The organism is Pseudomonas sp. THAF187a (genome assembly GCF_009363395.1).
GTDB lineage: Bacteria > Pseudomonadota > Gammaproteobacteria > Pseudomonadales > Pseudomonadaceae > Aquipseudomonas > Aquipseudomonas khazarica.
The window spans coordinates 1,185,024-1,203,188 of record NZ_CP045349.1 but is presented as its reverse complement, the minus strand read 5'-3'; the positions used below and the strand labels follow the sequence as shown (position 1 = coordinate 1,203,188).

The window sequence follows — 18,165 nt, the reverse complement described above, 5'->3', positions numbered from 1 at the left end:
TTCATGAGCAAGAAACCCCTCGGCGTTCATTCCGAAGCCGGCAAACTGCACAAGGTAATGGTCTGCTCGCCGGGCCTGGCGCACCTGCGCCTGACCCCGGCCAACTGCGACGAACTGCTGTTCGACGACGTGATCTGGGTATCGCAGGCCAAGCGCGACCACTTCGATTTCATGACCAAGATGCGCGAACGGGGCGTCGACGTCGTGGAAATGCACAACCTGCTGGAAGAGACCATCAGCAACCCCGAAGCGCTGAAGTGGATTCTCGACCGCAAGATCACCGCCAACAGCGTCGGACTCGGTCTGCTCAGCGAAGTGCGCGATTTCGTCGAAGGCCTGGAGCATCGGCGCATCGCCGAGTTCCTCATCGGTGGCGTCTCCGGCGCCGACCTGGCCAGGCACAAGAACTCCGAGGCGGCGAAGATGTTCAACGCCTACCTCGGCGAGTCCAGCTTCATCTTCCCGCCGCTGCCCAACACCCAGTTCACCCGCGACACCACCTGCTGGATCTACGGCGGCGTCACCCTCAACCCCATGCACTGGCCGGCACGCCGCCAGGAAACCCTGCTGGCCAGCGCCATCTACAAGTTCCACCCGGACTTCGCCGGCGAACAGTTCGACATCTGGTATGGCGACCCGGACAAGGATCACGGCTCGGCCACCCTGGAAGGCGGCGACGTCATGCCCATCGGCAACGGCACCGTGCTGATCGGCATGGGTGAGCGCACCTCGCACCAGGCCATCGGTCAGGTCGCCCGCGCGCTGTTCGCCAAGGGCGCGGCGAACAAGGTGGTGGTGGCCGGGCTCGGCAAGTCCCGCGCCGCCATGCACCTGGACACCGTGTTCAGCTTCTGCGACCGCGACCTGGTGACCATCTTCCCGGAAGTGGCCAACTCGATCGTGCCCTTCACCCTGCGTCCGGACGAGAGCCGCCCCGGCGGAGTCGACGTGCGCCGCGAGGAAAAATCCTTCCTCGACGTGGTCGCCGAATCGCTCGGCCTCAAGCAACTGCGCGTGGTGGAGACCGGTGGCGACGCCTATGAAGCCGAACGCGAGCAGTGGGACGACGGCAACAACGTGGTCTGCCTGGAGCCCGGCGTGGTCATCGGCTACGACCGCAACACCTACACCAATACCCTGCTGCGCAAGGCCGGGGTCGAGGTCATCACCATCAGCGCCAGCGAACTCGGGCGTGGTCGTGGCGGTGGCCACTGCATGACCTGCCCGATCATCCGCGACCCCATCGATTACTGATCGAGCCGGCCCCGGCGGCCATCCGCCACCGGGGCGTTCGACCGCCCACAAGGAGAGAGAACCATGGCTTTCAACATGCACAACCGCAACCTGCTCAGCCTGATGCACCACAGCACCCGGGAGCTGCGCTACCTGCTCGACCTCTCGCGCGATCTCAAGCGCGCCAAGTACACCGGCACCGAGCAGCGACACCTGCAGCGCAAGAACATCGCGCTGATCTTCGAAAAAACCTCCACCCGCACCCGCTGCGCCTTCGAGGTGGCCGCCTACGACCAGGGCGCCAACGTCACCTACATCGACCCCAACTCCTCGCAGATCGGTCACAAGGAAAGCATGAAGGACACCGCCCGCGTGCTCGGGCGCATGTACGACGCCATCGAGTACCGCGGCTTCCACCAGGAGATCGTCGAGGAGCTGGCGCAGCATGCCGGAGTGCCGGTGTTCAACGGCCTCACCGACGAATACCACCCGACGCAGATGCTCGCCGACGTGCTGACCATGCGCGAGCACAGCGACAAGCCGCTGCATGACATCGCCTACGCCTACCTGGGCGATGCACGCAACAACATGGGCAACTCGCTGCTGCTGATCGGCGCCAAGCTCGGCATGGACGTGCGCATCGCCGCTCCCAAGGCCCTGTGGCCGAGCGACGAGCACGTCGCCGCCTGCAAGCGCTTCGCGGAAGAGAGCGGCGCGCGCCTGCTGCTCACCGAAGACCCGAAGGAAGCGGTCAAGGGCGTGGACTTCGTGCACACCGACGTGTGGGTGTCCATGGGTGAACCGGTGGAGGCCTGGGGCGAGCGCATCGAGGAGCTGCTGCCCTATCAGGTCAACGCCGAGATCATGAAGGCCGCGGGCAATCCACGGGTCAAGTTCATGCATTGCCTGCCGGCCTTTCACAACAGCGAGACCAAGGTCGGCAAGCAGATCGCCGAGCAGTACCCGCACCTGAAGAACGGCATCGAGGTCACCGAAGAGGTCTTCGAGTCGCCGTGGAACATCGCCTTCGAGCAGGCGGAAAACCGCATGCACACGATCAAGGCGATCCTGGTCGCGACCCTGGCGGATATCTGACAAATGGCACCTGCAGGATCGGGCTTGCCAGCAAGCCCGATCCTGCGCAAAGCCGGGCGCCCAGGCGCCCGGACCAAGGAGAACAGTATGCGACTCGTCATCGCTCTGGGCGGTAACGCCCTGCTTCGTCGCGGCGAAGCCATGACTGCGCAAAACCAGCGTGACAACGTGCGCGTTGCCTGCCAGCAGATCGCCAAGGTCGCTCCCGGCGTCGAGCTGGTGATCGCCCACGGCAACGGTCCGCAGGTTGGCCTGCTGGCCTTGCAAGGCAACGCCTTCGACGCCGCCAACCCGTACCCGCTGGACGTGCTCGGCGCCGAAACCGAGGGCATGATCGGCTACATGATCGAACAGGAGCTGGGCAACCTGCTGCCCTTCGAGGTGCCCTTCGCCACCATCCTCACCCAGGTCGAGGTGGACAGCGCCGACCCGGCGTTCAAGCACCCGACCAAGCCCATCGGCCCGGTCTATGCCCGGGAGGAGGCCGAGCGCCTGGCCGCCGAGAAAGGCTGGAGCATTGCCCCGGATGGCGACAAGTTCCGCCGCGTGGTGGCCAGCCCGCGGCCGCAGCGCATCTTCGAGATCCGCCCGATCAAGTGGCTGCTGGAAAAAGGCAGCGTGGTGATCTGCGCCGGCGGCGGCGGCATCCCGACCATGTACGACGGCGACCAGCTGCGCGGCGTCGAGGCGGTGATCGACAAGGACCTGTGCTCGGCGCTGCTGGCCGAACAGCTGAATGCCGACCTGCTGGTGATCGCCACCGACGTGGACGGCGCCTACGTCGACTGGGGCAAGCCGAGCCAGAAGGCCATCGCCGAAGCCCATCCCGATGCGCTCGAGGACCTCGGTTTCGCCGCCGGCTCCATGGGGCCGAAGGTACAGGCCGCCTGCGAGTTCGCCCGCAACACCGGCTGCGTCGCGGTGATCGGCTCGCTGGAAAACATCGAAGCCATCGTCCAGGGCCGCTCCGGCACACGCATCAGCATGGCCTGCGACGGCATCGTCCATCGCTGAAGGAGGACCGCAGCATGTTCACCCCCGGCCACCTGCACCGTGACAACCTCGACCGCCCCGACGCCTTGCGCCACATCCCGCCGTTCTCGGTCGACTTCTACTACGAAGTACGCCAGGACCCGCAACAGGGACCGATGCTGCACATGCGCCTGGCCGGCAACGTACGCGGCAAGCCGTTCGAGGAGGAGTTCGAACTGCACCGCGACGTGGCCTTCAATTTCGCCAGCGTGGCCACCCGCGCCGCCGCCCGCCATGGCCTGCCCATCAACGCCAGCCCGGTGATGCGCGGCCACGACGAGTACGACAAGGTATTCGCCGACATCCGCGCCAAGCTGCACACCCGGCCAGGCGAACCGGTCAACCTCGACCACGTGCTCTGAGGCCCCCTCGGGCACCGGCGCGGCGTCCCTTGGGGGCAGTACACTCGGCGATGGGCGTCACGCCTGCATCGTCCAGCCGTGCACGCCCATCGCGGCCTGGCGCCCGGCTTCCGAGCGGGTCGGGTGCGGGTGGCAGGTCAGGGCGATGTCTTCGGCCGAGGCAGAGAACTCCATGGCAACGCAATACTCGCCGATCAGCTCGCCGACGCTCGGGCCGATCATGTGCACGCCGAGAATCTGGTCGGTGTTGGCATCGGCGATGATCTTCACGAAACCTTCGGTCTCGTGGTTGATCTTCGCCCGGCTGTTGGCGCTGAAGGGGAACTTGCCGACCTTGTACGCACGCCCCTCGGCCTTCAGTTCCTCCTCGCCCTTGCCGACGCTGGCCACTTCCGGACGGGTGTAGATCACCCCGGGGATTACCCCGTAGTTGACCTCGGCCGCATGCCCGGCGATGCGTTCGATGCAGGCCACCGCCTCGTCCTCGGCCTTGTGCGCTAGCATCGGCCCAGAGGTGACATCACCGATCACCCAGACACCGGGCACAGCGCTGTGCTGCCTGTCGTTGCCGAGCATGCCGCGCTGGTCGGTAGCGAGCCCCACGCTCTCCAGCCCCAGGCCACGGGTGTAGGGGCGGCGACCGATGGCCACCAACACGTAGTCGGCGTCCAGGGTCTCCTGCGCCCCGCCGGCAGCCGGCTGCAGACTCAGGCTCACGCCGCGCTTGTCCGAACGGGCCGCCGTGACCTTGGTGCCGAGCTTGAAGCTCATGCCCTGCTTGCCCAGGGTGCGCTGCAGCGTCCTGGCGGTCTCGCCGTCCAGGCCGGGGCAGATGCGATCGAGGTATTCCACCACCGTAACCTGGCTGCCCAGGCGACGCCATACCGAGCCCAGCTCCAGGCCGATCACCCCGGCACCGATCACCACCAGGTGCCGGGGCACCTCGGGCAGCGACAAGGCACCGGTGGAATCGAGGATGCGCTGGTTGTCGATCTCGACGCCCGGCAATGGCGTCGGCTCGGAACCACTGGCGATGACGATGTTCGTCGTCTCGAGCAGGCGCTCGCCGCCCTCGTGCAACCTGACCTGTACTCGTCCGGGGCCGTCGATGCGCGCCCAGCCCTTGACCCATTCCACCTTGTTCTTGCGAAACAGGAATTCCACACCCTTGGTCAGCGCTTCGACGCTGTCGGCCTTCTGTTTCATCATCTGCTTGAGGTTGAGCGTCGGCGTGACCTCCACGCCCAGGGCACTCAGTTCGCCGGCGGCCGCCGCTTCGTATAGCTCCGAGGCATGCAACAGCGCCTTCGAGGGCATGCAGCCGACATTCAGGCAGGTGCCTCCCAGGGTTTCGCGCCCCTCCACGCACGCCACCTTCAACCCCAGTTGCCCGGCACGGATGGCCGCGTTGTAGCCGCCAGGGCCGGCGCCGATGATGACTACGTCATAGCTGCTCATAGCTTGTTCCTCGGATCAGGGAAGTTTGCCGGCCAGCGCAGTCGTGACGACCGGACGTGCCCGCAAGAGATGGAAGAGTAGAAACGCCAGGCCAGCGAACAGTGCATTCAAGGCAACCATAGGCCAGGCCGAGCCATCCTGCAGGGCCCCCAGCAGCAACCCGGCCAGGGTCGCACCGGCCATCTGCGAAAACCCCATCAGCCCCGCCGCCAGCCCTGCGCGCTGCGGGTTGGGAATTACCGCCCCGGCCACGGCGGCGGGCAGCAGCATGCCGCCACCCAGCGTCACCAGCACCTGGGGCAGCGACAGCCCCAGCAGCGACAGGCCGAACGCCAGGTAGGTCAGCAGCGTCAGCAAGGCGCCCACCAGCACCAGGCCGACGCCGATGCCCACCACCCGCAGCGGCCCCAGGCGCTGCACGTTGCGCAGGGTGAACAGCGCGCCGCCGAGCAGGCCGGAAACGATCAGGGCGAAGGTCAGGCCGTACTGCGCGGCGCTCAGCCCCAGCAGACCGATGTAGACCGACGACGAGCCGGCCACCACGACGAACATCGCGCCGTAGGTACAGGCGATGGTCAGCGCCAGCGCGCGGCAACTCGGCAGGACCTGCAGGTAGCTGGCCAGCAGGCCCCTGAAGCGGCCGGCCTGCGGGTCCCGCTGCAGATGGGTCTCGCGGTAGCTGAACAGGGTCGACAGCAACGCCAGGCCGCCCAGCCCCAGGGTGGCCAGCAGCGGTGCGCGCCACCCGCCGTACTGGGTCAGCAGGCCGCCGATCACCGGCGACAGGACGATGGCGGCGAACATCCCCAACACCGTCAGCGCCAGGGCCGGCCCCGCCTGCTCCTGCCACACGTCGCGGACGATGGCGCGTGCCAGCACCAGCGCCGCGCAGGCGCCCAGGCCCTGCAGTACGCGCATGCCGATCAGCACCTCGATGTCTGGCGCCAGCAGCATGCCCAGGGTCGCCAGCAGGTACAGGCTCAGCCCAGCGAGCAGCATCGGCCTGCGCCCCAGCCGGTCGGACAGTGGCCCCAGCAGCAGCTGGCCCAGGCCGAAGGCCGCGACGAACAACGAGAGCGCCAGCAGGCTGCTGCCGGGCTCGGCGTGCAAGCCACGCTCTAGCTCACCCAGCGCGGGGATCAGCAACTGCGTGGAGGTCTCCCCCAATGCCGTGAGCAGCATGAGGATGAGCAACAGAATGCGGGAAGGCTGCATGGCAAGGCTCCGGGTGACAACGACTGTCGGCTATTTATATTTCGACCATAATATCAAACATTGAATGTCGTCCATCATATTTATCAGGAGTCGTCATGACCGCTTCATCCCGAGATGCCCGCCTCGCCACCTGGATCGCCGAAGAACAGGCGCTGCGCAGCCAGCTCGCCGCCCCCGGCATGCTGAGCCTGGCCGAAGTCGCCGCCATGGCGCCGATGGACTTCTTCGACGGCATCGGTCGTGGTGATCTGCCCTCGCCGCCAATCAACGCCGTGCTCGGCTTCACCCCCGTGCACTGGGCCAATGGCCTGTTCGTCTTCCAGGGCGCGCCCGACCCTAGCCACTACAACCCACTGGGCAGCGTGCACGGCGGCTACATCGCCACCCTGCTCGACTCCTGCATGGGTTGCGCCGTGCATACGCGGCTCAAACCGGGCCAGGGCTACACCACCGCCGACCTGCGGGTGAGCTACATTCGCGCGCTGCGCAGTGAAGCCGGTCCGGTGCGCGCCGAAGGTCGCATCATCCATGTCGGCCGCTCCACCGCCCTGGCCGAAGGGCGCCTGTACGATGTCGACGAGCGCCTCTACGCCGTCGCGTCCACCACCTGCCTGATCCTCGACATGAACACGGCGCGCCAGAGCGACGACGCGCGTGTAAGATGACAGCCAGCATCTGAAACACGGGACAGCCCATGCGCTATTCGGAAGATCACAAGGCCAAGACCCATCAACGCATCATCGAGGAAGCCGCCCTGCGCTTTCGCCGTGACGGCGTGGGGGCAACCGGCCTGCAACCGCTGATGAAGGCGCTGGGCCTCACCCATGGCGGCTTCTACGCCCACTTCAAGTCCAAGGACGAGCTGGTGGAAACCGCCCTGCAGCACGCCGTGCAGACCCTGGCGAGCAGCCTGCAGCAGGCACCTGAGGAAAGCGGCTCGCCGCTGCGACGGCTCATCCAGCGCTACCTGTCCGATGCCCATCGCGCCAACCCGGGTGCCGGCTGCCCACTGCCGACCATGTCAGCGGAGCTGGGGCAACGCGGTGAGCCGAGCACGACCACCGACGCGATGGTGCTCAACCGCCTGGCGCTGATCGAGCAGGGCCTGGACGGTGACGACGCCGCAGACGAAAGCGTGCTGCTGCTCTCGGCCATGGTCGGCGCGCTGCTGCTGTCGCGCAGCGTCAAGGACCCGGAACTGTCCGACCGTCTGCTGCACACCACACGCGCGAAGCTGCTGGAGAAGACCGCCAGCCCGAGCGAATGAGGCTTGGCCGGGCGCCAGTCCGACACCCGGCCCCCCGTCACTTGTAGCGTGCAGCCGCCTGGTTGTGCGAAAGATTCGGCCCCAGCGCCGCGCGGGCGCCGACGAAGGCATCCCAGTCGGCCGCGTCGGGCAGCGAAGGAATGGTCACCAGTTCCTGCTGATCGAAGCCGGCCAGTGCCGCATCGACCATCTCCCCCACCTCCATGATCATCGACGGCGGCAGCGCCGAGGCGTCGGTGCCACTGCGTTCCCAGATCTCGGTGCGGGTCACGCCCGGCATCACCGCCTGCAACTGGACGCCAGCGCCGCGCAGCTCGCCCGCCAGGGTCTGCGTCAGGCTCAGCACATAGGCCTTGGTCGCGCTGTAGACGGCGTTGAACATCTCCGGCGCCAACGCCACCACCGAGCCCAGGTTGATGATGCCGCCGCGCCCGGCTGCGGAGAAATTGGCCGCAGCGGCGGCTGCCAGGCGAGTCAGCGCGACCACGTTCAGCTGGATCATGGTTTCCGCCTGGTCCAGATCGGCTGCGGCCAGCGTGCCGTTCATGGCCACCCCGGCGTTGTTCACCAGCAGCGTGATGCGCGAGTCCTCACGCAGACGCTGCTCCACCGCGAGCACGTCGCTCTTGCGCGTCAGGTCGGCGGGCATGACCTCGACCGCAACCCCGTACTCGGCCGCCAGGCGCCTGGCCAGGTCATCGAGGCGCTGGGCATCGCGCGCCACCAGCAGCAGGTCATGGCCGCGACGCGCCAGGCGCTCGGCATAGGTGGCGCCGATGCCTGAAGAGGCGCCAGTGATCAGGGCGGTTCCGCGAGTGGCAGGGGTATTCATGGTGCATCTCCTGGGTGTGTGATGAGCGAGAGGAGAGCCTCTCATCTTTTAGATTGCGATCATAATTTAATATTTATATTAAGACCATAATCAAGCTAATCAAGCACATCCCGGCCAACGCACCACAGCGTCCGCCAGACGGTCGCGCACCAAGTTATGGCCATTTTTGTCTTCTCGGTCAGAAAACGGTGCAGAGAAAACCCTCGAACGCTCCCGAAAACCACGTCTATCCGATTGATTTGAAAAGGATATTGCCAGACACGAGAATTGGCGCCGTTTTTGCTCTGACAGCACCAGCCTGACCAGGCGGACAGGTTCACGAAGTACCGGGAGCGCCCCTTGATGTCGCGACACGACGCCCCGAACACCGTCCGCTGGATCGGGCAGGCCAGAAAAAATCATAACGACACGTCTCAACCACCAGGAGCTTCCATGAATCGCACCCTTTCTTCGCTGCTCGTCGCGGGCGGCATGCTGGCCGGCGGCCAGGCCATCGCCGGTGACCTGCTGCAGTGGCAGAACAACAGCCTGACCTACCTCTACGGCCAGGACTTCAAGATCGACCCGGAGATCCAGCAGACCGTCACCTTCGAGCACGCCAGCGGCTGGAGCTTCGGTGACCTGTTCCTGTTCGTCGACGTGATCAAGTACAACACCGATGCCACCAACGGCGCGGGTGATGGCCACACTTTCTACGGCGAATTCAGCCCGCGTTTTTCCCTGGGCAAGATCAGTGGCGCCGACCTCTCCTTCGGCCCGATCAAGGATGTGCTGATCTCCACCACCTACGAGTTCGGCGAGGATGATGTCGATGCCTATCTGATCGGCCCGGCCGTCGACCTCGACATTCCCGGCTTCGACTACTTCCAGCTCAACACCTACCTGCGCACCCCGGATGGCGATCGCGCCGGCAGCAACGTCTGGCAGATCACCCCGGTGTGGAGCTACACCATTGGCGTGGGCGAATCGGACATCGTCATCGATGGTTTCATGGACTGGGTGGTGGACAACGACAGCAACCGCCGCGGCGACTACCACGCCAACCTGCACTTCAACCCGCAGATCAAATACGACCTGGGCAAGGCGCTGAAGTGGGGCGAGAAGCAGCTGTACGTCGGCATCGAGTACGACTACTGGAAGAACAAGTACGGCATCAAGGATGGCGGCTACGTCAGCGACAACTTCGTCGGCCCGACCGACCAGAACACCGCCAGCCTGCTGGTCAAGGCGCACTTCTAGAGCGCACGCTCGTGCGAGCCAGGCCAAGGTCGCAGGGATTTGCGACCTTCCGCCAATGCACGCCACCACCCTGACGTGCTTAGCTGCCTGACATCACCCGCCGTTGCGACAAGGATGGACGATGTCACCGCGCACCCTGCTGCTCACCGCTCTCGCCATGCTGGCGTTCGCCGGCAACTCGTTGCTGTGCCGCCTGGCCCTGCGCGAAACGGCCATCGACGCCGCCAGCTTCACTGCCGTCCGCCTGCTGGCCGGTGCATGCACGCTGTGGCTGCTGCTGCAACTGCGCCAGAACCGGCAAGCCCCGGCTGGCAGCTGGGCCGGCGCCGTGGCGCTGTTCACCTATGCGGCTGCGTTCTCCTTCGCCTACCTGCAGCTGGACACCGGCGTCGGCGCCCTGCTGCTGTTCGGCGCAGTGCAGTTGAGCATGCTGCTGTGGGGGTTGCTGCGCGGCGAACGCCTGGGGCTTTGCGCCAGTCTCGGCACCGCGCTGGCCACGGCCGGCCTGCTCGCCCTGCTGCTGCCCGGTGCCAGCGCACCACCACTGCTGGCGGCCTTGCTGATGCTGCTGGCCGGGGTCGCCTGGGGTGCCTACTCGCTGCTCGGACGCGGCCAGGGCAACCCGCTGGCGGTGACGGCAGGCAATTTCCTGCGGGCCACGCCCCTGGCGTTGCTGCTGGCGCTGGCCGTGCTGCCGCAGCTGAACTGGGATGGGCCGGGGCTGTTCTACGCACTGCTGTCCGGCGCCCTGACCTCCGGCGTCGGCTACGCCATCTGGTACAGCGCCTTGCCCGGTCTGCACGCCAGCCAGGCCGCCACCGTGCAGCTCAGCGTGCCGATTCTCGCCGCCCTCGGCGGCAGCCTGCTGCTCAGCGAAGCGCTGACCCTGCGCCTGCTGCTCAGCGCCGTTGCCGTGCTGGGCGGTATCGCGCTGGTGCTGAGTGCGCGGCAACGCGCCGGGAGCTAATGCCGCGCCCGGTGGTCTTCTATCCTGAACGCATTCACGTCCAGAGAAGATCGCCATGCCCCGTCTGCTCCGCCTTTGCCTGATCACCCTGCTCGCCGCCGCCCTGGGCGCCTGCGCCAGCCTCGGCAATCATGATCCGCTACGGGTCGACCTGGTCGGCCTGGAACCGCTGCCAGGCCAGGGCCTGGAGGTCCGCTTCGCGGTCAAGCTGCGGGTGCAGAACCCCAATGACAGCGCCGTGAGCTTCAACGGCATGGCCCTGGATCTGGATGTGAACGGCCAGCCGCTGGCCAGCGGCGTCAGCGACCAGAGCGGCAGCGTGCCGCGCTTCGGTGAGACGGTACTGAGCGTACCGGTGAGCATTTCAGCGTTTTCGGTGATGCGCCAGGCCTGGGGTGCGGCCGGCTACCGCCCCGGCCAGGAAGTGCCTTACGTGCTAAGGGGCAAACTGGCCGATGGCCTGTTCGGTACCCGCCGCTTCAGTGACAGCGGGACCCTGAACTGGCCACAGCCGCCAGGCGCCTACTGAGGCAGGCGCCGAGGGGCTGGTATCAGGCAGCCTGGCGACTGCTGCGTGCGGCGACGCGGCGCTGACAGGCTTCACCGAAGGCCTGGAAGATCTTCACCGAATCGGGGTTCTGCGCGGCCTGCCACTCCGGATGCCACTGCACCGCGAACAGGAACGGCGACAGGCTCGGCGCGTGGATCGCCTCGACCAGACCGTCCTCGGCAGTCGCCAGCACCTCGACACCCTTGCCCAGCTTGCGAATGGCCTGGCCGTGCAAGGAGTTGACCTGAATCTCGTCCTTGCCCATCAGCTCGGCGAACCAGCTGCCGGCGACCGGGCGCACGCCATGGCTCGGCGCGTACTGCACGTCGACCGGGTCATCGGGATTCTCCCGGTGGTCGTTGAAACCGGGCTCGGCATAGACCTTCTGGTAGATGTCGCCGCCCAGCGCGACGTTGATTTCCTGCATGCCACGGCAGATGGCGAAGATCGGCAGGCCACGGGCGATGGCGGCATGAATCAGCGGCAGGTCGAACAGGTCGCGATCACGGTCCTGGGTCTTGTTCGGCGTCTCGTTTTCCTGGCCGTAGAGCGCCGGGTCGATATTGCTGCCGGCACCGGTCAGGTACACGCCGTCGGCCATGTCCAGATACTGTTCGAGATCATCGGTACCGCAGCAGGTGGGCACCAGTACCGGCACGCAACCGGAAAAGTCGACCAGCGGCTGGATGTATTTGTGAGTCATAACCTGGTAGTCGTGGCCCTTGCGCTCTTGAGTGCCCATGGACATCAACACGACGGGTTTGCGGGGGGTGTTGCGGATCTTGTTGTCGGACATACGTCACCTTGGGACAGGCCGGGCCTGTCGTTGCTGTGCAGACCGATACCAGCGGAACGTCTCCGCTGTCGTATCCATGGCCTGTTTGGCTAACCCCGTGCACCAAGGCTCGTCCTGAGTCTGAGTGCCGCCATCCGACGGCGGCTCGAACCGGGTCCACTCGCGCCTGAGCGGGGCGATGACACAACTACCCGTTACCCGGTTCGGCAGCGGAATCTGCTGCCAGTCTGCCCGAGCCGTAAAATATGTCAAACAAAAGTGAGCAAAATCATTCACCCTGGCAGTTGTCCGCCGGCCGCGAAGCGCCCTGAAGAAGGCGGATAACGGCGCACACAAGCTCGTGAGCCGCGAATCGAAAGTCCAATATTTTAAACACCCGCATCTAGACGGCTCAGCGCCCCAGAGCGGCGCGGGCGGACAAAACCCTATATAATCTGCGGTTTCTCCACACTCACCGAGGACCTCCCTTGACCGCCCTGCCACCCTGCCCCAAGTGCAACTCCGAATACACCTACGAAGACGGCGATCAACTGGTCTGCCCCGAATGCGCCCACGAGTGGAAAGCCGGCGAGAACGCCGACGCGGGCGATGACGTGCGCGTGATCAAGGACTCGGTGGGCAACCCGCTGCAGGATGGCGACAGCGTCACCGTGATCAAGGACCTCAAGGTCAAGGGCTCGTCGCTGGTGGTCAAGGTGGGCACCAAGGTGAAGAACATCCGCCTGGTCGACGGCGATCACGACATCGACTGCAAGATCGACGGCATTGGCGCGATGAAGCTCAAGTCCGAGTTCGTGCGCAAGGTCTGAGCGACTACCCTCCTCGCAGAAATTGGCTAGCCTGAATACAGGTCCGCCACGAGGAAACCCGCCATGCGCAATCTGCTGCTCACTCTCCTGGTGCTGGCTGCACCCGTGGTAGCGGAGCCATGGCGTGTGGTGGGCGACGAGCAGTTCGCCCCCTACAGCTTCGTCACCATCGACGATGAGACGCCCCGCGGGCTGGATGTCGAACTGGTCGATGCGGTGCTGCGCGAGGCGCAGGTGCCGTACGAGATCCGCCTGTACCCCTGGGAACGGGTCAAGCGCATGCTCGACCGCGGCGACGTGCAGATGGCCTTTCAGTTCGCCGGCACCCCGCAGCGGCAGCAGCAGTACCTGCTGGTCGGCCCGCTGCGCAGCGGCTCCACCGTGTTCATGACCACCGCCAAGACCGCCATCGAAGACTGGCAGGACCTCGACGACCTGTCGCCCTACGTGATCGGGCAGGTACGCGGCTATGCCTACGAAGAGAAGTTCGACCGCGCGGCGCTGTCCCGCGACACCAGTGCGCAGAACCCGCGCCAGCTGGTGTCGATGCTGCTGGCCGGGCGCATCGACATCATCGTCGGCGATCATGCCCAGCTGCTGTATTTCGTGCGTGAGCAGCGTGCCCAGGAACAGGTACGGGTCCTGCCGCGCGCGCTGATCCAGATGCCCCGCTTCGTCGCCTTCGCCAAGGACGATACCGAACATGCGCGGCAGTTCTCCGAGGCGCTGGTGCGCCTGCGCGAAGCCGGCACCCTGGAGCAGATCCAGCAACGCTGGATGCAGTGAAGCGCTACTGCACCGGCAGGAAATTCAGCAGGAACAGACTCTGCGCATAGTTGGCCCCCATGCGCCGATAGCGCTCCTCGAGCACATGGGTCAGCAGATCGAGGCGCGCCACCATCTTGCCGAACTCCACCGCGTAGCTGAGGTTGCTGCCCTGCTCCGATATCTCGTTGGACAGCAGCAGTGGTCGCCCGGCGGCATCACGGCGGTTGGCCAGCATCCAGGCGGCCTTCTCGAGATTGCGCGCGGCGTTATGGATGAACTGCGCATCGAAACTGTCGGTCAGGTAGAACTCGGTGCGCCCGCCATGGGCAGTCACCAGCATGCTGCCGATGGCGTAGGTGAAGGCCGCCACCCGATCCCCCTGGAACGCAGGACTGAGCGAGTAGTCCAGCGCGGCGACGTCGCGTCGCCCGCCCAGCGTCAGCCAGTCCTGGTTGTATTCGATGGCGTGCTGGATCGCGCGCTCGGCGGCGGCGGCGTCAGGGAAGGCACTCTTGCGCCACTCTCGCGGGTTGCGCAGATAGAGCTTGTTCATCAGGCGGTACAGGCTGTTGAGGTTGTTGCGCATGGCCAGGGTGGCCATGCGGTCGACATCGCTCTGCAACAGTTCGGCCGGTTTCAGCGGGCTGCGCTTGTAGACGATGGAATCGTTGTCCAGACGGCCGCTGCAACCACCCAGCAGCAACAGCAAAGCCAGCCCCGGTACACACCACCGTAGCCAATAGGCTGCACTGTTCGTTGGCCTCGTTCCCATCCTGAGTTTCCCTGGCTGGCCTGCGCCGGAGTAGCACGAGCATCACTCAGAACCTCAGTAAAGCGCAAAAATTCCGTCCAGCCTGTGCCCTGGCGCATAAAGCGTGCCGAAGCCCCCTCGGCACGCCCGAAAAAACACCGCCTCAAGCCGGGCTGGCCGCCCACTGTTCCAGGCGCACCACGCTCTCGCGATAGGGTTTGAGGCTCTGGGCCAGCAGGGTGATCGACATCAGCACCGCCAGGGTGGTGACGATCAGCAGCGAGTAGCGCAACGCAGCATCGTCGGCGAAGACGAAATCGGTCACCAGCGCCACGGCGGTGGGCCCCACGCCCAGGCCGAACAGGGTGATGACGAACAGGTAGATGGCCGAGGCCTGGCCGCGCATCGAGCTCGGCATGATCTCCTGAATCGCCGCCGCGGCAACGCCGCCCGGCATGCTCAGGCAGAACACCGTCGGCGCCATCAGCACACTGGCCCAGAAGGCATTGTCCATCAGCGGAAACAGCACCACCATCGGCAAGGCACCCAGTGCGCCATAGAGACCGACGCGCATGTTGGCGTCGCTGCACCCGCGCTTGGCCATCCAGTCCGCCAGGCGTCCACCGAAGACGACCCCCAGGCAGCCGAACACCGCGACGATGCAGCCGTAGACGATACCGACCTGGCTGGCATCCCAGCCATAGGTGCGGATGTAGAACGTCGGCACCCAGGCCGCGCTGCCGTAGGCTGCGAACGCCAGGCCGGCAAAGCCGAAGTTGTGCAGCAACACGGTCCGCCGGTTGGCGCGAATGTAGCGTCCCACCTCACTGAGTGGCACCGCCACGCCAGCCCCGACACCGCGTCGTGCCGGTTCCTTGACCGCCATCATCAGCAGGGTGAAGATGACCCCGACGGCACCGAGGATGAGGAAGATCAGCTGCCACGGACGCACCTCGCCCAGCAGCGGCAAGGTCACCTCGCCCTGCGCCGAGGCCAGCTGGATGACCAGGCCACCGACCATGAAGGCCAGCCCCGAGCCCAGGTAGGGTCCCATCGAATAGACGCTGATCGCCGTGGCGCGGCGCTCGGCAGAAAAGCTGTCGGCGATCAGCGAATAGGCAGCAGGCGACAGTGCCGCCTCGCCGACACCGACGCCGATGCGGCAGAGCAGGAACTGCCAGTACATCCTGGCCATGCCGCAGGCAGCCGTGGCCGCGCTCCAGAACAGGATGCCCACGGCGATCAGGCCACGGCGGCTGCGGGTGTCGGCCACACGGCCCAGTGGAATGCCGCAGACGGTATAGAACAGGGCGAAGGACAACCCCATCAGCAGGCTCATCTGCGTGTCATTGATCGCCAGGTCGCGGCGGACTGGCTCGACCAGCAGGTTGAGAATCTGCCGATCGACGAAGGACAGGACGTACGCCACCATCAGGATGGCGACAGTGACCCAGGCGCGGGTACTGGAGGGATAGCCGTTATTGTTGTTATGCACGGACGCTCTCCTCGGCACCGCGTGACGCGATGCGCGGCGGTTGAATAGAGGCGCCAGCTTAGGACGATACAAAGAGCAGTGAGTATCGCTCGAAGGTGTTATCAGGTCGGCGAATGCTTCATACCCGCCAAGGCGAATGGTCCGATCAGGCAAGCCGCGTCTACAGCCGACACGGCGTTGCCAGCTGAGCGGAGGCTCAGATCATCAGGGGCGCCCGTTCGCACAAAGTCTTCAGCGCCGCGACCCAATCCGGGTGGTCATTCAGACAGGGAACCAGCTGCAGGCTCTCGCCACCGGCCTCGACGAACTGCTCGCGGCCACGGTCGCCGATCTCTTCGAGGGTCTCGATGCAGTCGGCGACGAAGGCCGGGCACATCACCAGCAGCTTCTTCACGCCCTGCGCGGCCAGTTCGTCGAGCCGGGTCTCGGTATAGGGTTCGATCCATTTCGCCCGGCCCAGACGCGACTGGAAGCTCACCGACCACTGCTCCGGGCGCAGGCCTATGCGCTCGGCGAACAGCTCGGCACTGCGCAGGCACTGGGCGCGATAACAATGCGCGAGCACCTGCGGCGACGCCGTGCGGCAGCAGTCGTCACCTTTCAGGCAGTGGCCACTCGGGTCGAGCTTGTGCAGGTGGCGCTCGGGCAGACCGTGGAAACTCAGCAGCAGGTGATCGAAGCCCTGCTGCAGATGCGGCTTGGCGCTGGCGACCAGGGCATCGAGGTACTCGGGCTGGTCATAGAACGGCGGCAGACTGGACAGGCGCAGGTCGAGACCGCGCTCGCGCACCACCCGCCTGACCTCTTCGATCACCGTGGTGGTGGTGCTGTCGGCGAACTGCGGGTACAGCGACGCCAGGGTGACCTGGCGAATGCCCTGCGCAGCCAGGCGCTGCAGGGTCGACTCGATGGACGGCTGGCCATAGCGCATGGCCAGTTCGACCGGGCCGTGCGTCCAGTGCGCCTTCATCGCGTCCTGCAGGCGACGGCTGAGCACGATCAGCGGCGAACCCTCCTCCCACCAGATCGAGGCATAGGCATGCGCCGAGGCCGCCGGGCGCTTGATCAGGATCAGCGACACCAGCAGGCGACGCAGCGGCCAGGGCAGATCGACCACATAGGGGTCCATCAGGAACTGGTTCAGGTAGCGGCGGACATCGGCTACTTCGGTAGACGCGGGCGAACCCAGGTTAACCAGCAACAATGCGTGATCGGTCATGCGAAATCCTAGTCATTGATGGCTCAGCAGGTCGACCAGAGCCACATCCAGATGGGTGAAACGAAAACTGAAGCCCGCCTCGAGCAGACGCCTCGGCAGCGCACGCTGGCCGCCGAGCAGCAGCTCGGACATCTCCCCGAGCGCGGCACGCAGGACGAACGCCGGCGCCGGCAACAGGGTCGGGCGGCTCAGTGCCTGGCCCAGCGCCCTGGTGAACTCGGCGTTGCGCGCCGGGATGGGCGCGCAGGCATTATAAGGACCGCGGGCGTCAGCGTGCTGCAAGAGAAAATCGATCAGGGCGATTTGATCGGCGATATGGATCCAGGGCATCCATTGCCGACCATCGCCAAGCCGGCCGCCGACGCCCAGGCGAAATGGCAGGAGCAGGCGCTTGAGCATGCCACCATCGGCACTCAGCACCAGACCGGTGCGCAGCAGCACCACGCGCATGCCCAGTGCCTCGGCACGCAGCGCGGTTTCCTCCCAGGCACCGCACAACTGTGCAGCGAAGTCCTCGGTGACCGGCTGGGCGCTCTCGTCCAGCTCGCGCTCGCCGCCGTTGCCGTACCAGCCCACCGCCGAACCCGACAGCAGCACGGCGGGACGCTGCTCGCGAGCCTGCAGCCAGGCCAGCAGCTGTTCGCTGAGGCCGATACGGCTGGCCCACAGCAGCGCCTTGCGCTTGCTGCTCCAGGGACGGTCGGCGATCGGCGCACCGGCCAGGTTGATCACCGCATCCAGGGGGGCCTCGCCCAGCTCCTCGAGGCGGGCGATGCCGCGGACATCCGCGCCGCAGAGCGCCGCGACCTTGCCCGGCTGGCGGCTCCAGACGGTGAGACGGTGACCCTGTTCGGTCCAGTGGGCGCACAACGCACGACCGATCAGGCCGGTACCGCCGGTCAGCAGGATATGCATGGCATCGTCCTCGCATGGCATTGGAAGAAACTTCGCCTTTAGTCTGGTTTATGACGCGCACAGGTGCCGCGTTTGTCCTAAACCTAAAGCAAGGGAGCAGCACTTTCGGCGACAGCTGTACATGAAAACATTCTTGTATAGCTTTTGTCCAAACCGTAGCCT

General features: G+C 65.7%; 19 protein-coding genes. 11 read left to right on the top strand and 8 right to left on the bottom strand.

Features of this window, described 5'->3' with window-relative positions:
* Positions 1 to 3: 3 nt before the first annotated feature.
* From arcA to FIV02_RS05505, 4 genes are all read left to right on the top strand, one after another.
* Positions 4 to 1,254 carry an arginine deiminase gene (arcA, locus tag FIV02_RS05520; RefSeq protein WP_152488037.1) on the top strand — a complete coding sequence of 417 codons (1,251 nt, stop codon included), beginning with the start codon at positions 4 to 6 and terminating at the stop codon, positions 1,252 to 1,254.
* A 63-nt stretch (positions 1,255 to 1,317) separates the two neighbouring features.
* The gene (locus tag FIV02_RS05515) at positions 1,318 to 2,328 is read left to right on the top strand and encodes an ornithine carbamoyltransferase (RefSeq protein WP_037046943.1); all 1,011 of its coding nucleotides are present in this window, start codon (positions 1,318 to 1,320) and stop codon (positions 2,326 to 2,328) included.
* A gap of 87 nt (positions 2,329 to 2,415) precedes the next feature.
* The gene (gene arcC, locus FIV02_RS05510; protein WP_037046941.1) at positions 2,416 to 3,342 is read left to right on the top strand and encodes a carbamate kinase; all 927 of its coding nucleotides are present in this window, start codon (positions 2,416 to 2,418) and stop codon (positions 3,340 to 3,342) included.
* 14 nt (positions 3,343 to 3,356) lie between these two features.
* The gene (locus FIV02_RS05505; RefSeq protein WP_037046939.1) at positions 3,357 to 3,722 is read left to right on the top strand and encodes a DUF5064 family protein; all 366 of its coding nucleotides are present in this window, start codon (positions 3,357 to 3,359) and stop codon (positions 3,720 to 3,722) included.
* A gap of 57 nt (positions 3,723 to 3,779) precedes the next feature.
* On the opposite strand, the gene lpdA is transcribed toward FIV02_RS05505, so the two are convergent.
* Both lpdA and FIV02_RS05495 read right to left on the bottom strand, forming a co-directional pair.
* A complete protein-coding gene (gene lpdA / locus FIV02_RS05500; RefSeq protein ID WP_152488036.1) occupies positions 3,780 to 5,180 on the bottom strand; it encodes a dihydrolipoyl dehydrogenase in 1,401 nt (466 codons plus the stop codon).
* A 15-nt stretch (positions 5,181 to 5,195) separates the two neighbouring features.
* On the bottom strand, positions 5,196 to 6,395 hold the full coding sequence (locus FIV02_RS05495) for an MFS transporter (protein WP_152488035.1): 1,200 nt from the start codon (positions 6,393 to 6,395) through the stop codon (positions 5,196 to 5,198).
* 95 nt (positions 6,396 to 6,490) lie between these two features.
* Here FIV02_RS05495 and FIV02_RS05490 point away from each other — a divergent pair, with 95 nt between their 5' ends.
* Together FIV02_RS05490 and FIV02_RS05485 are read left to right on the top strand one after the other, a co-directional pair.
* The gene (locus FIV02_RS05490; protein ID WP_152488034.1) at positions 6,491 to 7,060 is read left to right on the top strand and encodes a PaaI family thioesterase; all 570 of its coding nucleotides are present in this window, start codon (positions 6,491 to 6,493) and stop codon (positions 7,058 to 7,060) included.
* Positions 7,061 to 7,089: 29 nt separating this feature from the next.
* Positions 7,090 to 7,662 carry a TetR/AcrR family transcriptional regulator gene (locus tag FIV02_RS05485; RefSeq protein WP_037046935.1) on the top strand — a complete coding sequence of 191 codons (573 nt, stop codon included), beginning with the start codon at positions 7,090 to 7,092 and terminating at the stop codon, positions 7,660 to 7,662.
* A gap of 37 nt (positions 7,663 to 7,699) precedes the next feature.
* Here FIV02_RS05485 and FIV02_RS05480 read toward each other — a convergent pair whose 3' ends face one another.
* Entirely contained in the window at positions 7,700 to 8,494 is a 795-nt protein-coding gene (locus FIV02_RS05480) for an SDR family oxidoreductase (protein ID WP_152488033.1), read from the bottom strand.
* A 432-nt stretch (positions 8,495 to 8,926) separates the two neighbouring features.
* On the opposite strand from FIV02_RS05480, the gene FIV02_RS05475 reads away from it, so the two are divergent.
* From FIV02_RS05475 to FIV02_RS05465, 3 genes are all read left to right on the top strand, one after another.
* A complete protein-coding gene (locus FIV02_RS05475; RefSeq protein ID WP_047588025.1) occupies positions 8,927 to 9,733 on the top strand; it encodes an outer membrane protein OmpK in 807 nt (268 codons plus the stop codon).
* A gap of 121 nt (positions 9,734 to 9,854) precedes the next feature.
* Positions 9,855 to 10,700, top strand: a complete 846-nt coding sequence (locus FIV02_RS05470) for an EamA family transporter (protein WP_152488032.1) — start codon at positions 9,855 to 9,857, stop codon at positions 10,698 to 10,700.
* 55 nt (positions 10,701 to 10,755) lie between these two features.
* Positions 10,756 to 11,229, top strand: coding sequence for an LEA type 2 family protein (locus FIV02_RS05465; RefSeq protein ID WP_037046928.1), 474 nt, complete (start codon positions 10,756 to 10,758; stop codon positions 11,227 to 11,229).
* 22 nt (positions 11,230 to 11,251) lie between these two features.
* Here FIV02_RS05465 and FIV02_RS05460 read toward each other — a convergent pair whose 3' ends face one another.
* Positions 11,252 to 12,046 carry a gamma-glutamyl-gamma-aminobutyrate hydrolase family protein gene (locus tag FIV02_RS05460; protein WP_047592383.1) on the bottom strand — a complete coding sequence of 265 codons (795 nt, stop codon included), beginning with the start codon at positions 12,044 to 12,046 and terminating at the stop codon, positions 11,252 to 11,254.
* A 467-nt stretch (positions 12,047 to 12,513) separates the two neighbouring features.
* Between FIV02_RS05460 and FIV02_RS05455 the strand changes: the two genes are divergently transcribed.
* Together FIV02_RS05455 and FIV02_RS05450 are read left to right on the top strand one after the other, a co-directional pair.
* A complete protein-coding gene (locus FIV02_RS05455) occupies positions 12,514 to 12,855 on the top strand; it encodes a zinc ribbon domain-containing protein YjdM (RefSeq protein ID WP_037046925.1) in 342 nt (113 codons plus the stop codon).
* A 63-nt stretch (positions 12,856 to 12,918) separates the two neighbouring features.
* A complete protein-coding gene (locus FIV02_RS05450; RefSeq protein ID WP_152488031.1) occupies positions 12,919 to 13,641 on the top strand; it encodes an ABC transporter substrate-binding protein in 723 nt (240 codons plus the stop codon).
* Between the two features lie 4 nt (positions 13,642 to 13,645).
* Here FIV02_RS05450 and FIV02_RS05445 read toward each other — a convergent pair whose 3' ends face one another.
* From FIV02_RS05445 to FIV02_RS05430, 4 genes are all read right to left on the bottom strand, one after another.
* Positions 13,646 to 14,395, bottom strand: a complete 750-nt coding sequence (locus tag FIV02_RS05445) for a hypothetical protein (protein WP_152488030.1) — start codon at positions 14,393 to 14,395, stop codon at positions 13,646 to 13,648.
* Between the two features lie 142 nt (positions 14,396 to 14,537).
* A complete protein-coding gene (locus tag FIV02_RS05440) occupies positions 14,538 to 15,869 on the bottom strand; it encodes an MFS transporter (protein ID WP_152488029.1) in 1,332 nt (443 codons plus the stop codon).
* 196 nt (positions 15,870 to 16,065) lie between these two features.
* A complete protein-coding gene (hemH, locus tag FIV02_RS05435) occupies positions 16,066 to 17,088 on the bottom strand; it encodes a ferrochelatase (RefSeq protein WP_152488028.1) in 1,023 nt (340 codons plus the stop codon).
* A 12-nt stretch (positions 17,089 to 17,100) separates the two neighbouring features.
* Positions 17,101 to 18,003 (bottom strand): TIGR01777 family oxidoreductase, encoded by a 903-nt coding sequence (locus tag FIV02_RS05430; RefSeq protein ID WP_152488027.1) that lies wholly within the window; start codon positions 18,001 to 18,003, stop codon positions 17,101 to 17,103.
* Positions 18,004 to 18,165 lie beyond the last annotated feature (162 nt).

Excerpts from the sequence above, each read along its gene's own strand:
- arcA (WP_152488037.1), top strand. The coding sequence starts at position 4 with ATGAGCAAGAAACCCCTCGGCGTTCATTCCGAAGCCGGCAAACTGCAC.
- FIV02_RS05515 (WP_037046943.1), top strand. The coding sequence starts at position 1,318 with ATGGCTTTCAACATGCACAACCGCAACCTGCTCAGCCTGATGCACCAC.
- arcC (WP_037046941.1), top strand. The coding sequence starts at position 2,416 with ATGCGACTCGTCATCGCTCTGGGCGGTAACGCCCTGCTTCGTCGCGGC.
- FIV02_RS05505 (WP_037046939.1), top strand. The coding sequence starts at position 3,357 with ATGTTCACCCCCGGCCACCTGCACCGTGACAACCTCGACCGCCCCGAC.
- lpdA (WP_152488036.1), bottom strand. The coding sequence starts at position 5,180 with ATGAGCAGCTATGACGTAGTCATCATCGGCGCCGGCCCTGGCGGCTAC.
- FIV02_RS05495 (WP_152488035.1), bottom strand. The coding sequence starts at position 6,395 with ATGCAGCCTTCCCGCATTCTGTTGCTCATCCTCATGCTGCTCACGGCA.
- FIV02_RS05490 (WP_152488034.1), top strand. The coding sequence starts at position 6,491 with ATGACCGCTTCATCCCGAGATGCCCGCCTCGCCACCTGGATCGCCGAA.
- FIV02_RS05485 (WP_037046935.1), top strand. The coding sequence starts at position 7,090 with ATGCGCTATTCGGAAGATCACAAGGCCAAGACCCATCAACGCATCATC.
- FIV02_RS05480 (WP_152488033.1), bottom strand. The coding sequence starts at position 8,494 with ATGAATACCCCTGCCACTCGCGGAACCGCCCTGATCACTGGCGCCTCT.
- FIV02_RS05475 (WP_047588025.1), top strand. The coding sequence starts at position 8,927 with ATGAATCGCACCCTTTCTTCGCTGCTCGTCGCGGGCGGCATGCTGGCC.
- FIV02_RS05470 (WP_152488032.1), top strand. The coding sequence starts at position 9,855 with ATGTCACCGCGCACCCTGCTGCTCACCGCTCTCGCCATGCTGGCGTTC.
- FIV02_RS05465 (WP_037046928.1), top strand. The coding sequence starts at position 10,756 with ATGCCCCGTCTGCTCCGCCTTTGCCTGATCACCCTGCTCGCCGCCGCC.
- FIV02_RS05460 (WP_047592383.1), bottom strand. The coding sequence starts at position 12,046 with ATGTCCGACAACAAGATCCGCAACACCCCCCGCAAACCCGTCGTGTTG.
- FIV02_RS05450 (WP_152488031.1), top strand. The coding sequence starts at position 12,919 with ATGCGCAATCTGCTGCTCACTCTCCTGGTGCTGGCTGCACCCGTGGTA.
- FIV02_RS05445 (WP_152488030.1), bottom strand. The coding sequence starts at position 14,395 with ATGGGAACGAGGCCAACGAACAGTGCAGCCTATTGGCTACGGTGGTGT.
- hemH (WP_152488028.1), bottom strand. The coding sequence starts at position 17,088 with ATGACCGATCACGCATTGTTGCTGGTTAACCTGGGTTCGCCCGCGTCT.
- FIV02_RS05430 (WP_152488027.1), bottom strand. The coding sequence starts at position 18,003 with ATGCATATCCTGCTGACCGGCGGTACCGGCCTGATCGGTCGTGCGTTG.